Origin of the sequence: Bifidobacterium aquikefiri (assembly GCF_002259795.1) — a bacterium.
GTDB classification, from domain to species: domain Bacteria; phylum Actinomycetota; class Actinomycetes; order Actinomycetales; family Bifidobacteriaceae; genus Bombiscardovia; species Bombiscardovia aquikefiri.
This window is the reverse complement of the sequence record NZ_MWXA01000005.1, coordinates 477,115-490,759: the sequence shown is the minus strand read 5'-3', so window position 1 is coordinate 490,759 and position 13,645 is coordinate 477,115. Positions and strand designations below refer to the sequence as shown.

The 13,645-nt window shown below is 50.3% G+C and carries 7 protein-coding genes; 6 read left to right on the top strand and 1 reads right to left on the bottom strand.

The genetic code is table 11. The annotated features are described in order from the left end of the window. Positions 1-64: 64 nt before the first annotated feature. Positions 65-7,828 (top strand): SpaA isopeptide-forming pilin-related protein, encoded by a 7,764-nt coding sequence (locus BAQU_RS10835; protein ID WP_094693577.1) that lies wholly within the window; start codon positions 65-67, stop codon positions 7,826-7,828. Between the two features lie 516 nt (positions 7,829-8,344). Here the strand turns inward: BAQU_RS10835 and BAQU_RS05960 are convergent. Then, on the bottom strand, positions 8,345-9,001 hold the full coding sequence (locus BAQU_RS05960) for an SOS response-associated peptidase (RefSeq protein ID WP_094693574.1): 657 nt from the start codon (positions 8,999-9,001) through the stop codon (positions 8,345-8,347). Positions 9,002-9,222: 221 nt separating this feature from the next. Between BAQU_RS05960 and BAQU_RS05955 the strand changes: the two genes are divergently transcribed. The 5 genes from BAQU_RS05955 to BAQU_RS05935 are packed head-to-tail and all read left to right on the top strand — an operon-like array spanning position 9,223 to position 13,609. Further along, positions 9,223-10,881, top strand: a complete 1,659-nt coding sequence (locus tag BAQU_RS05955) for a BglG family transcription antiterminator (protein WP_211277120.1) — start codon at positions 9,223-9,225, stop codon at positions 10,879-10,881. Next, entirely contained in the window at positions 10,874-11,317 is a 444-nt protein-coding gene (locus BAQU_RS05950; protein WP_094693572.1) for a PTS sugar transporter subunit IIA, read from the top strand. Before BAQU_RS05955 ends, BAQU_RS05950 begins: the two co-directional genes overlap by 8 nt. Beyond that, positions 11,314-11,604 (top strand): PTS sugar transporter subunit IIB, encoded by a 291-nt coding sequence (locus BAQU_RS05945; RefSeq protein WP_094693570.1) that lies wholly within the window; start codon positions 11,314-11,316, stop codon positions 11,602-11,604. Before BAQU_RS05950 ends, BAQU_RS05945 begins: the two co-directional genes overlap by 4 nt. Further along, the gene (locus BAQU_RS05940; RefSeq protein WP_211277119.1) at positions 11,601-12,872 is read left to right on the top strand and encodes a PTS ascorbate transporter subunit IIC; all 1,272 of its coding nucleotides are present in this window, start codon (positions 11,601-11,603) and stop codon (positions 12,870-12,872) included. The genes BAQU_RS05945 and BAQU_RS05940 overlap by 4 nt, the downstream gene beginning before the upstream one ends. Further along, positions 12,872-13,609: an SIS domain-containing protein gene (locus tag BAQU_RS05935; RefSeq protein WP_094693568.1), complete on the top strand. Its 738-nt coding sequence runs from the start codon at positions 12,872-12,874 to the stop codon at positions 13,607-13,609. The genes BAQU_RS05940 and BAQU_RS05935 overlap by 1 nt, the downstream gene beginning before the upstream one ends. Positions 13,610-13,645: the final 36 nt, after the last annotated feature.

Here is a 13,645-nt window from a genome sequence, read left to right as displayed (position 1 = left end):
TGTCGTGAGTTTTCGCAATATGAAAGCCATATATCGGCACGCATTGGAGTTAAAGGGAGATGCTATGCGAGATCAGGGAATCCTAGCCGTTATTAATCCGAACGTTCAACGATCTCGTCTGCAAACATTCGGTGCTGCGTGCCTGACACTGGTATTCGCGGCATCAATGCTGGTGTTCCCCAGCCAAGAATCTTCGGCAGCAGGTCAGTTGGAGAAGATCGAAACGGTCATGATGCCATCGACCTCAATGCAACTCTTCGATTACTGGGTTGACGAGCAAAGTTCTCCAGACAATGCGCCCGCCTCGACTTGTGCCGCATGGAAAACATTTCTTACGTCGGGAATCAACGGTCCTGCCAGCCTGAACAGTGGTGGGGTGCAGGGCGAAGGATTGAAGTTTGCCAAGGACTTGAAATGGCCGCCTTCGGGCTGCAATCTTAGCTCCTACGGTTCGAATGCAATGAATCTCTCTGCCGGGAATTCGGTGTATCAGGGCAGTGTGCTTCCTGCACTTTCCGATAGTTTTCCCACATTGGCGAGCTACGGTCAAGGCTCTCTTGATTATCTGTTCAATCCTGCGGTTGCGCATGAGGGTCGGGCAAATTATGAGGTTACCGGTGCCAATCTGTTCAAGTCTGATGGCAGCTACCTCAAATATGATTCAAAGGAAAACTTCGCCTCGTATAATTTCACCACCAACCAATTCGATGTGTATAACAAGCCCGCCGTGCAGACAGGTTCGAATGTTGGGCAATTCTTCCCCTTCAATACCGCAGATCAAGTATTTACCAATGGGGAAGCCAATTCAATCTCCGTTACCGATGCTTCTATCAACCACTATTTTGGACTCGGCATGCTTTCGACTTTCACGCAACCCTTGGGTGGCGTTATTGGTTCATCCAGTGGAACAAGCGATGACATGGTCTTTGACTTCTCTGGCGATGATGACATGTGGGTATTCATTGATGGAGCGTTGGTGCTTGATTTGGGTGGCTCGCATGCTCCGGCAAGCGGATCGGTGAACTTCAAGACCGGTGCCGTTACTGTGAAAGGTGCGACGGGACAAGTCATCACCTCGTCAACCTTGCAGAAACAATACGCTGCTGCTGGGATTACACCACCGTCAGGGTGGCAGGGTGGCACCTTCGTCGATGGCACTCGCCACCATTTCTCGCTGTTCTATCTTGAACGAGGCAACTATCAATCAAATCTGGAAATTACTACCAATCTGAACTTCATGCCTGCGGCACATCTGCAGAAGACCGACATCGCCGGCACTCCAATTTCCACTCAGGCGGGTCAGGAAGCCACTTTTGAGCTCTATAACACTGATGATGCATACAACATCGAGGGTCTCACTCCGATTGGCACGTTTTCAACGGATAAAGATGGGGCGATTACCTTTGTTGACGATGACACCGGTGCTCAGCTGAATTTCGGCGGTTATGGCACCGACTACTTTGTGCTCAAAGAGACCAAGTCTCCACCCGGCTATGGTCTGTTGCTCAATGACATTCATCTGCAATTCATTCCGATTCATCAACAGGATGGCACGATTGTGCCAGGTATGGGCACACTGAATGTGATGAATTACTATGAGACAGGAGTTGAGACAAGCTTCGACTCGTGGGCAAGCCCGGTGAATTCGACCGTGTATCGGTGGTGCCCTGGTGAAAGTGATTCTGCCGGATATAACGAAAATACGTCAGGAACATGTGCCGATGCAACACAGACGTCATTCTCCTTGGATGATGTCAGACAAGCCGTTGCTGCCGGAGGTGGCTTAAAGGCAATGGTGGTGCGATCGCCACTAGACCATAATGTCGATTTCCCATCGGCTGCCGTTCAGGTGAGCGATGTCAGCGCGCCTGGCTCCTGGCAGCAGGCTGGTTATCATCTGATGAATGGCTCCAGCACTGTGGGGTGGAGGGAGATTCTGCCCACGACCGACATTGCCACCAGCCAGTATGCCGCAGTCACCACCGATGCCAACGGTGTGCTGCTCAACACCGATCTATCGAGTGCCAAGGTATATGACTTTGAAGTGTATGGCTCGAGCTATCGAGTGGGAACGACTGATCTGCCAGGACTCATCACCGATTACAATATTCCGAATCGTACCGAGCTCAACTTCGATGTGCTCTATTATCTTGATCTGGGCACAGGTGAAGACAAGATTCTGCTGAATTACAATTCGTTCAGCCGCCAGCGCGTCTCGGACATCATTGTGCCGAACACACCGGAAATCATCAAGGTTCGCAAGGTTGATGGGAATGGCAACCCCTTGCAAAACGTCGGTTTTACCATCTTCACCGATAAGGAGTGTGCTTCGGATGCACAGCCGGTGAGCGCGTGCGGTTCCCAAAAGACGCTTACCGATGAGGTCTTCACTGATAGTGACGGCAATGCAAGCTTCAGCGTGAACGACGTGCTGCTCGATACATATGCGTACGGAGACTATTATCTGCGTGAAACCTCGCCAATTGTTGGATATGAACCCGACCCCTATCCGGTGGCGATACTGTATTCGCAGGGCGGCTATTTTGCTGATGCTGGAACAGTCGACACAGCGGCGAATAACCCTGCAGCAGGTGACGCATATACCGAACAGACGTATGATCCAGACAATCTGATCTCCGTCGAGCTGGGTGTGAACAGAATCAAGGCACCTATCGTAGGTCGAGGTCAGAACGATGTAATGACCGAAATCGATGGTCTGCCAAACTTAGACAATATCACTGGGAGACTCTATCAGCTTGTGGACGGGCAGATTGCCCCGAATGTGCCGGAATTTGCATACGAACAATGGTCACAGCAGTCTGATGTGACAGGCAAGTCGGCTCAGGATTTGGCCTACGACTATTCACAGGACATATGTGTCGAGGTTGTCAGCGGTGCAAAGCAGACGTCTGCATGCACCGCACCTCAACATTCATCAACAAGCTGGGTTGAGTCCGCTGCAGGGAAATATGTTTCCGCCGATGTTAACGCTGCCACCTTCACCGTGGATTCCGGGTATGCACGATTTGGCATATTCCCCGGAATTGACTCAAATCCGCCGCCAGGATGGAATCCGGTGACTGATGGAACATGGGTCGACAACGAAATCACCTTCGGCTTTTCGATCAGCAAGACCATCGTTGTGAAGAACAAACCCAAATCCACGGACCTGACTGTCGAAAAACTGGTGAAGCAAGACGACGACAGTTTCAAGGCTTCTGGAGGATACACTTTTGAGCTCTATAAACAGGCGGATGAGAGCGCTCCTATTGGCGATACGCCAAGCCCCGATGATGAACGTGTTGGAGACTGCACGACTTCCAGCGGAGCAGATGAACTCGGTCGTTGCACCATAACAGTCAAGGATCTAGGCAGCTATTACTGGGCCGAATCAGGTGTTCCAGAAGGTGAGACCGGGCCGGACGGAGACTTGACTTCAACTGCGATACACATCACGGCCACCAACGCCGGCACAGCCATCACACCGTTGCAGTTCACCAACCCTCGCAACCCGGGGCAAGTGAACTTCCTCAAATATGCTGCGAATCCAGATGACTCATCAGATCATTCGATAGTGCTGGAAGGTGCCAGCTTTGAGCTGTGGAGTGCCGGTGAAGATGACAGCCCGACGAAACTGCGTGGCAGTTGCTCGACCAATGCGCAAGGAGAGTGCTCCATCTCGGATTTGATTCCTGAAACATATGTGTATCGTGAATGCATTGCGCCTGCGGGTTTTCAGTTTGAAGAATCGGCGGATGACTGTTCTGAATTCAATTCAATAACACTTGATAACAGGAATGGCGAACCGACTGAACCAACGGCCGAAGTTGCCAATGCACCTGTTCCAACAGCGCTGAAAATAGTAAAGATCTCTATTGACGATTTGACACGGGTCGGAGGAGCCGCATATTCCCTGTATCGTGTCGTAGGCGACGTTGACCCGGATGGTACAGGTGATGGCGACGATGTCAATGTCGGCACATGTACCACATCCACTGAAGAGGCAACCCTGGGTACATGCTCTGTGGACGCGCCGGCCTTGGGACAGTATTACTGGAAGGAAGCGGCACCTCCAACTGGATATGAATTCAATTCCTGCGCTTTCCCCAATGAGAGTCTGATTCCAGGAAAATGCGGCAGCGTCACACCTTTGAACGTTACCAAGGACAATGCCGGTCAGGCCATGCAGCTGAGTATTACGACCGCTTCCGATTTCCAGAAGTGGAGTGATCTCACCATAAAGAAGGTTTCAAACGATACTGCGTCGCAACCCCTGGAAGGTGCTCAGTTCGCTCTGTACCGTTTGGCAGATGGTGCTGAAGATGTGCCTGATGTGGCGAATGCAAGTGGCAACGACACACTTCTTGACACCTGCGTCACAGGCAGCGACGGCACATGCACCGTAGGTCAGTTGCCCTTCGGCAGATACTATTGGGCGGAGCAGATCGCGCCTGATGGATATGAGATTCCGCGGCATACCACCTCTGATTTGATATCCGTCGATGCCGAGAATGCAGGAACTGCAATTGACGCGTTTACCTTCAAGAATCCGCGGAATCCGGGCAAGATAACGGTCCAAAAATTCCGAATGCATGACGATGGAACCTTGACCGCAGACGCGCTCGCAGGAGCAACCTTTGCAATATTTGAAGATTCGGATGCTTCGGGTACCTTGGATGACACTGACAATCTCCTGAGCACCTGCACAACACCCAGCGTACATACCGATGACCCTGATGGTTTTGGTACATGCTCGTTCACCGATCTGAACACATCGGATGCTCCGGGCCGTGTACGTACGTATTTTGTTCAAGAAACCGACGCGCCGCAAGGCTACATCCTGCCTTCCAAGCTCAGCGACCGGATGTGGGGACCGATAACCCTTGCTGACGACACACCAACCGAAGTTCTTGAGCTCGGCAATGAACCTGAGCCCAGTCAGCTCAGTATCAAGAAGATTGATGCCGATACGGGCAGTGCGCTTGGCGGAGCCACGTTTGAGCTCTACAACACAGATAATCTTGATGGCGATGGTGCTTCAGAGCCAGTCGGAGCATGCACCACGTCCGATGATGCAAGTGATCCCGAAAAGTATGGAAGCTGCTCGCTCACCGTCGTTGATTTTGGCAGCTATGTATGGAAGGAGACGGAAGCTCCAGCTGGATACCAGTTGCCCAACCCTGCGGTGAGCGAGGCTGTTGTCGTTGACACTCCAGGTTCGGCAAACAAAGCGGTCACGTTCAGCGACAGCCAGACGAGATCGGCTCTGTCCATTCGAAAGCTTGCCAGTGACACCTCACAGGGGCTTTCAGGTGCAACCTTTGCCTTGTACCGTTTGGCAGAGGGGTCGCAACAGCCCGGGGATGCACCGAACAACACCGATGCCGAGATTGGCAAGTGTGACACTGACGCTTCCGGCGTCTGCACCATTGCCAACCTGCCCTTCGGTTCGTATTACTGGGTTGAAACCAAGGCTCCTCAAGGGTATGCGATTGCGAAAGACACGACTTCTTCAACGGTGGTCATAGGCCCATCGAATGCGGGCACCGATTTCGAAATCTATGAGTTCTCAGACCCTCGACCGACCGGGAAAATAACGGTTGTCAAGTATGCCCGCACCGGTTCTGGTTCTCTTGACACGGATAAGCCGCTGACAGGTGCTGTTGTCGATTTGTATCAGGATGGCAATGCCAACAATGCCTTTGATGCCGGTATCGATCACAGGCTCTCGAGTTGCACGACTGCCGGCTCTGATGCCTCCTGCTCGTTCAAGCAGTTGGGAGCAGGAACCTACTTCGTTGTGGAGCGTCAAGCTCCAACGGGATACCTGCTTCCCGAAAATCCGGTCAGCGCCCCTATCAATTTGGTTGATTCAGGTTTTGATGCAGCAGGAGTGCCGATAACCACTGCGATTACCTATCAGCTTGGTGATTTGCCGAAACCCAGTTCCTTGGCTGTCAAGAAGATTGCCAAGAATACGTCGCTGCCGCTCGCTGGCGCAGTGTTCGAATTGTATCGGAGCAATAGCGATTCCCTCGTGTATGATGCCGACGATGTCACGCTTGCAGGCGGTTGCGCAACAACCAGCGCCCAGCATGGAACGTGCAGCGTGAGTGACCTACAGGTTGGGTATTACTTCTGGAAGGAAGTCACCGCTCCAATTGGGTACGAACTGCCTGCGGATTCGATCAGTGCTGTTATTCGGATAGATTTGCCAGGATATGACGGTTCGGTGAACCCTGTTGTCTTTGCCGATGCACCGAAACTCACGAATCTGCAATTAAAGAAGGTCGATGCGGAATCTGGCATGCCACTTTCCGGCGCGGCATTTGACCTGTACAAAGCATCCAATCCGAATGCTCAGCCAGGGAGTGTACACACAGGAGGTGATGTGCTTGCCGGTTCGTGCGTAAGTGATGAGCAAGGCATGTGCACGGTAGATAATCTTGTCTTCGGCTCATATTTCTGGGAAGAAACGCAAGCCCCCGCGGGTCACGAACTGCAAGAAGACAGAACTTCAGTGCTGGTCAACATCGTTCCTGAGAACGCAGGAACTGAAATGTCCGCCATGCCATTCAGCAATCCACGCAATCCCGGGCAAATAACCATACTCAAGACTGATAATGATCAGGAGTGGCCGACGCCACTTGGCGGTGCAATCTTCGATCTGTATGCAGATTCAGATGAAGATAAAGAATTGGGCGAGGACACTGATGCGTTCATCACATCGTGCACAACGAGCAATATGGAAGGCGAGTTGCTGGGAACGTGTGCGATTGGTGACTTGCCAGCCAGTATGGATGGCACCACGTATTTCGTGAGGGAACGCACGGCTCCAACTGGGTATTCTCTTTCAACCGACACTGTGCAAACGGTTATTCTGACTCACGATGAAGAACCTCGAGTGGAGGTTTCCTTCACCAATGAGCCGCTTGTCTCCAAACTCTTCATTCATAAGATTGATGCATTCAGAGGTGGCGCACTTTCTGGAGCTCGATTCATGCTTGTGCATGACAATGGTGATGGTGTTTATAACTCTGAGCAGGATGCATCGCAAGATACGTCAATCGGGGATTGCACCACCGAGGTGACGGCGAATAATCCATCTGGACAATGCTCTGTGGCTGTTTCAACGTTTGGAACCTTCTTCTGGATTGAGGCTCAGGCGCCTCAAGGCTATGCCTTGCGAGAGGGGGTGGTTACAACCGTCCATGTCGATGAGGCGAGTGCGGGTGGCGCTGCCTCGACATTGATTCCAGCAGTGGTGAGTGATGTTCCATTGTCAAGTTCGTTGAGAGTGCTCAAGCTCGCTTCTGATACGAAAAAGCCATTACGTGGAGCGGAGTTCGATCTTGTTCGGGACGTAAATGCCAACGGTGCGTTTGATAGCGGAATCGATCTGCTTGTGAACTCTTGCATCAGCGGCACGGATGGATACTGCTCCATCCAGGTGAACGATTTTGGCCACTATCTTTTCATTGAGAGAAAAGCTCCGATTGGTTATGTGCTACCTGACAATCCTGTTTCGACTGCGGTTATCGTGACGGCAGAAAATGCTGGAACCGAGAATATCGGCAGTGTTACCTTCCTCGATGAACCAATACCGCCAAATCCTGAGAAACCTGAGAATCCTGACAAGCCTGGGAAACCAACTGAACCGGCTCAACCGGAAAACCCGTCCGCAGGGAACGATCCTCCAGCCGATGCTGACAGCTCCGGGAAAAGCGCGTTGGCAAGAACCGGTTCGTCAATCCAGACGCTTGTGATACTAACAACATTGAGTTTTGGGGCTTCTCTTGCCATTTTCAGACTTCGAAAACGTCAATAGTCGAGTTTCCGCTTCTCGGTAATATGCCTCACGATCGTTGAAGCATTGAGCCGGAAAGTCTGGCTATATGGTTTCTGGAGGGTGTACTTTGTAAGTCGCTTTTTGCCTGGATTTGCTCAAAAAGCGACTTACAAAGTACACCCTCCCCACCTCCCTTGTCATCCCCACCCTCCCCACCTCCCTTGTCATCTCGAGCGAATCCGCCTCTTTTGTCATCTCGAGCGAGCGCAGCGAGTCGAGAGATCTCATCCTTGCGAGCATCAACAGCCAAGATCCCTCGACTCGCTCCGCTCGCTCGGGATGACAATGGTGTTATTGTTCATACGGCCGACTCTGACGATGATGCATACAGCTTTGACAAGTTCATACGGCCGACCTGCTTCGCTCGCTCGGAATGACGGGAGCGGAGCATGGCATCAATTGGAACGAATTACACGCCAGCACACCAGCGAAGACCAAAAATCCACACTTCAGTCCCTATAACCCGAATGGTGACAAAACTCGAACAGTGGAAGGTCACAGTTTGCTGATCAGTGCCGGTCCATCATCTTTGAGCGGCTTTACCTGCCAGAATTGAAGATTCATGGCCAACTCTTCACTGTGTGATTGCGCAGCGGGAAGAATATCCTGTGCAGTGCCTTTCGGGTCGAGCCATTCATCCTGTATATCGGGAGTGATGAACACAGGCATGCGATTATGTATCGATGCAACATTTTCTGTGGCCTCTCTTGTCACAATGGTGCTCGTAAGATTCCAGGGATCGTTTGGCGTGGCACGCCACCAGCTATATAGTCCAGCGATGGATAGGGGAGTCTCGTCATGTAGTGAGAAATAGAACGGATCCTTGTGGTTGCGCCACTCGTAATAGCCGGATGCCGGAATGATGCAGCGTTGGAATTGGGCTGCATGTTGGTATGTGCGTTTCTCCAGGACAGATTCAATGCGGGCGTTGAAGGTCGGGAAGTTCAGTGTCGAAGTTCTTGACCATGGAGGAATCAGACTCCAATGCGAAGAGGCAAGATGGCGAACTTCGTCCTTGCCATCGAGAATCGTGGCAATGGCGTTCGTTGGCTTGATGTTCCAAGACCGTTCAGGAACCGTCCCCGTCGGTATTGCCCTGTAGAAATCAGCCAATTCATCAATCACGTAATCCATAGCGAATCGTCCGCACATGTGTCAATGGTATTGCAGGAATCCCCTTTACGCCAGAGCATCGCTCGTATACGCAGGCAACGGGAAACCGTTGAGGCACAATCTTATAATTATATTCCAAAACCTTGTTAAATACGTGTAACGCTGTTCTCAATTTTGAAGGCAATTCCTCGTCGCTATTTGTTCTTCTCAGTCATGTAATCCTCGAATACAGTAATGGATTACATGATGGGGGTGATAGTGTGAACGCACAGGAAATTCCGACGAGCAAGGATCGAAAATATTACATTCTTGCGAGACTCGTTGACGGTGAGCACCTCAGTTATCAGCGTCTTTCCAATGATTACTTTATATCGAGGAGCAGCATTGCCCATGATGTTGAGTTCATAAAGTCACTGTTAGCCAAGGATAACGTTTCCCTGGGATTCGATAATTCTGGGACGTTCATCGGCGGGGGTGAAGTCGTCAGGCAAAAGGTGATCAAACGCATCGTCACCGATCTCTTGCGAGTGGGTGATGAGGGTTCACCAATCCTGAAGCTATTCATCGATCCTTCTCCTCTTCACAGTGTGCAGAAGATTTTTCAGAAGCAGGTCCGTGTCTGGCAGCTGGAAGTGCCGGAATATTACATCGATGACATCGTGATTTCTACTGCCATAGTCGTGTATAGAGGTTTGCTGGGGCATCATATCGCCGATGCCAAGGGAAACCAGCTGGGTAAAATACTCTTCCAGTTTGATAAATATCCTTTGGTTTACGAGTTGATCAAAGGGGTCGAAGATGCTGGAGTATATTCATTCACCCCTGATGAATTGCGCTATCTTTCCTATATCGTGATTGGCAACGGATTCAAATTCTTCATGAAGGACCTCCAGATCCCTGCTTCCTTCAAGAGCAAGGTCAAGTCGCTGATCTCCACGGTCAGCGATGGATTGAACACTGATCTGACGCAGGATACGCGGCTACATGCCGATCTGACTGTGCACCTGTACCAGATGTTCTTGCGACTCCAAGCGGATACCACGGTAATCAATCCGCTGCTGGATGAGATACAAAAAAACTATCCACAGCTATATGGAACCGTTTGGTATGCGTTCAGTGATTTTGGCAATGACAATCATATTGCCATTTCAGACGATGAAGTCGGTTTCCTGACCATTCATTTTCAAGCAGCGGTCGAACGAACGAAGAGCGCCAAACGTGTGCTGTTCGTCTGTCCAAACGGAATCGGTACGAGTTCACTCGTCTCAGCAAAAATGCATCGAATACTTCCAGAGGTTTCACTGATCGAAGTCGTGTCACAAGTCGACTTGATACGTCAGGACCTATCGGATGTTGCACTCATCATTTCCACCGTGCGACTTCCTGAACAGCCAGTGCCCGTCGCGAACATCTCTCCTATGATCACGACCCGCGACATGAAGACAATCATGAACAGATACATTGATGTCTCCATGGATAGCTCTGAGCAGGAACTTGACTTTTCTCATGTTCGAAGCATTCCATTTCTCGCAAAAGGCCATGTCCTGTTTTGCAATGCAAGAAGTCGAGCCGAAATTATCGATGCTCTGATGAGTGTGAACGAGTGGCCGGATATCGAGCAGAGAAATATGTTCCGACAGACTGTGTTTCAGCGTGACACAGTTCAATCCACGTATCTGGACAATGGATTTGTGATTTCTCACGGGGATCCATCCCTTGTCGCACATAGCTGCATTGGGGTTGCCATTCTCGATAAGGCAATCGATTGGATGAACAATCGTGCAGATGTGATTGCCCTGCTGATGATCAAAAAAGAGGATAGAAAATCTATCGAACCGTTCATGAATGTGATTATGAACGGAATTAATAACAAGGATTGGTTCATTTCAACGATGATGGAGATTGGTTCACATGACTGACAGGCTTTTCGATTCTTCAAATATCAATGTCATTGACGATGCGGATACATGGCAGTCTGCACTGCAGCAGGCCAGTGAACCATTACTTGCGTCGAAAGCAATCACGCAGCTCTATGTGAACAAAATGATTGAAAATGTGCAGAGCAATGGCCCGTACATGGTTCTCTCAGACTATTTCGCACTGATGCATGCCCGACCTGGAGAGGGGGTGAACAGCATGGGAATGAGTCTGCTTGTCTCGAGAAATCCCATTGATCTTGAAGGCAAGCAGGTGAAGATTTTCCTGATCATGGCAGCCGTTGACAATTCCAGCCACCTCAAGAGCCTTCAACAGGTGACATCCATTTTCATGGACAGGAAGGCATACGAAACGATTTTGAACGGAAACAAAAACGAAATTCTCGCATTATTCAAACAGAAAGAGGCAGTGGCATGAAATTCCTAGCAGTGTGTGGATTTGGGGTTGGAAGCTCCATGGTTTTGAAAATGACTCTGGACAAGGTTATCAAGGAACTTGGCATTGAGGCGGAGACGGAAAATACCGATATCGCTTCAGCAAAGGCCGAGGACGCTGATGCTTATTTCACGAGTGCAGAGCTGAAGCCCGATCTCGAATCGTCTACCAACAAACCGGTTATAGCAATCAAAAGATACATGGATGCATCAGAAGTGAAACAGGCACTGGTGACATTCCTACAGGCAAGGGAGGGTAGTGAACGATGAGCGTCTTCACCAACATACTGGATTTCATTTCCAACAACATACTTCAGGATCCTCCCATTCTTCTGGGATTGATTGCAATGGTGGGCCTGATCGTACAGAGGAAGTCGATTGCCGACATCATCAAGGGCAGTATCTCTGCTGCATTCGGCATGGTCATCCTTACTGAAGGCGTCAACATGCTGACTGGCGTGGTTGCGGCAATCAACACCGCTGTTCAGACGAAAATGGGAGTTGGTGTCTCCGAAGGTCTCTCCGACGTCACATTCACTTCACACTATGGCGGAACGGTCGGCATTGCAATGTTTCTTGCCTTGATCATCCACATATTCATTGCTCGATTCACGCCCGTGAAGACGATATTCCTCACAGGACATATGCTGTGGTGGGTACCATTCGTAATTGTGGCAGGCGGAGTCGAGGGAGGGCTACAGGGTCCAGTGCTCATTGTGGTGAGTGCCATACTTTCGGCCGTGTACTTCTCCATTGCACCCTGGGTCATGCGTAAGTACGTTTGGGCGGCGACCGAGGATGATTCCTTCCTCATCGGCCATCCGACCACCATTCTTTCACTGATTTCGGGTTCTGTAGCAAAGCTGATAGGCAACAAGAAACATTCGACTGAGGATATCAAGGTTCCGAAGGGACTGTCATTCTTTAGAGAAATATCAATCAGCGGCGGTATGGTGATGTTCCTTGTAGACCTTATCGTAGGTCTCGTCGCTCCGGCACTTGTGCCCAAAGGTGGCAATCTCTTCATGGTTGCTCTCAACGCGGGTCTGACCTTTGGTGGTGGCCTGTTGATTCTGCTCTATGGTGTCAGAATGCTCGTGAATCAGATTGTTCCCGCATTCCAAGGAATCTCTGAAAAGCTTGTTCCAGGTGCGAAACCGGCGTTCGATGTGCCCGTTCTTTTCAATTACAAGCCGAATGCGGTCATCATCGGATTTATATCCGCCTTTGTGACGTCGACGATTCTTGTGTTGATTTGCAATGTGACGAATGTGTTCGGAATCATTCTTGTGCCGATGGTCATCACCAGCTTCTTCGAATGCGGTGGCGCTGCAATCGTCGGAGAAGGTCAGGGTGGTATCCGAGGTGCGGTTGTGGGAACAATGGTAGCTTCGGTGGCAATGATCGTACTGGTAGGTTTTTCGGCACTGATGATGGGTGGAACCATACGGAACTGGATTCTCATCTTTGGAGGCAACGACCTATCGCTGTGGGGAATGATTGGAAAATGGGTCGGTAATCTGATTGGAATCTTCTAATGTTTCAATATTTTCAAAAAATCCGTGACCTGATCACGACGGTCAATGATGAGGAACATGAGAATATCAGGAAGGCAATCCGGGCCATTGTAGATGCGAATGTGGAGAAGTCATCGATCTATATCTTCGGTGCCAGCCATGCTGGAATCCTATCGGAGGAAATGTATTATCGAGCAGGTGGCATGATCACTATCAATGCAATTTTTGCACGAGAGGTAATGCTGGATCGAAAGCCGATAACCTTTACCAGCACTATGGAACGGCTTGAGGGGTATGGAACGGCAATCGCATCAACGGTTGCCTTCCGTCATGGCGATATTCTCATTCTTCATTCCGTGTCTGGACGTAACCCAATCATCATCGACATGGCTTTGGCCGCCAAGTCGAAGGGAGTGAAGATCATTGCACTGACCAATCTTGCCTATTCGCGATCGGTATCCAGCAGACATAGCTCGGGAAAGCGGCTGTTTGAACTTGCCGATATTGTGATTGATAATCACGGAGATATCGGCGATGCCGCATGCGATGTACCTGGCACCGAGCAAAGGGTCGGACCAACGTCAACGGTCATCGGTGCAGCGATACTTGACACCATCGTTGTCGAGGCAAGCAGAATGATTTCTCAACAAGCTGCAAGCAAGGTGCCAGTGTTCTATTCAGCCAATCTTGAGGGAGGAGATGAGAAGAACAAGGAGTTGGTAGAAGAATTTCAAGATATGATTCATTACGAATTCTAATCGGCGATCGTGGAACTGCTGATGCGCTGCGGCTGT

Coding starts and splice junctions, on each gene's coding strand:
- BAQU_RS10835 (WP_094693577.1), top strand. CDS start 65: ATGCGAGATCAGGGAATCCTAGCCGTTATTAATCCGAACGTTCAACGA.
- BAQU_RS05960 (WP_094693574.1), bottom strand. CDS start 9,001: ATGTGCGGACGATTCGCTATGGATTACGTGATTGATGAATTGGCTGAT.
- BAQU_RS05950 (WP_094693572.1), top strand. CDS start 10,874: ATGACTGACAGGCTTTTCGATTCTTCAAATATCAATGTCATTGACGAT.
- BAQU_RS05945 (WP_094693570.1), top strand. CDS start 11,314: ATGAAATTCCTAGCAGTGTGTGGATTTGGGGTTGGAAGCTCCATGGTT.
- BAQU_RS05940 (WP_211277119.1), top strand. CDS start 11,601: ATGAGCGTCTTCACCAACATACTGGATTTCATTTCCAACAACATACTT.
- BAQU_RS05935 (WP_094693568.1), top strand. CDS start 12,872: ATGTTTCAATATTTTCAAAAAATCCGTGACCTGATCACGACGGTCAAT.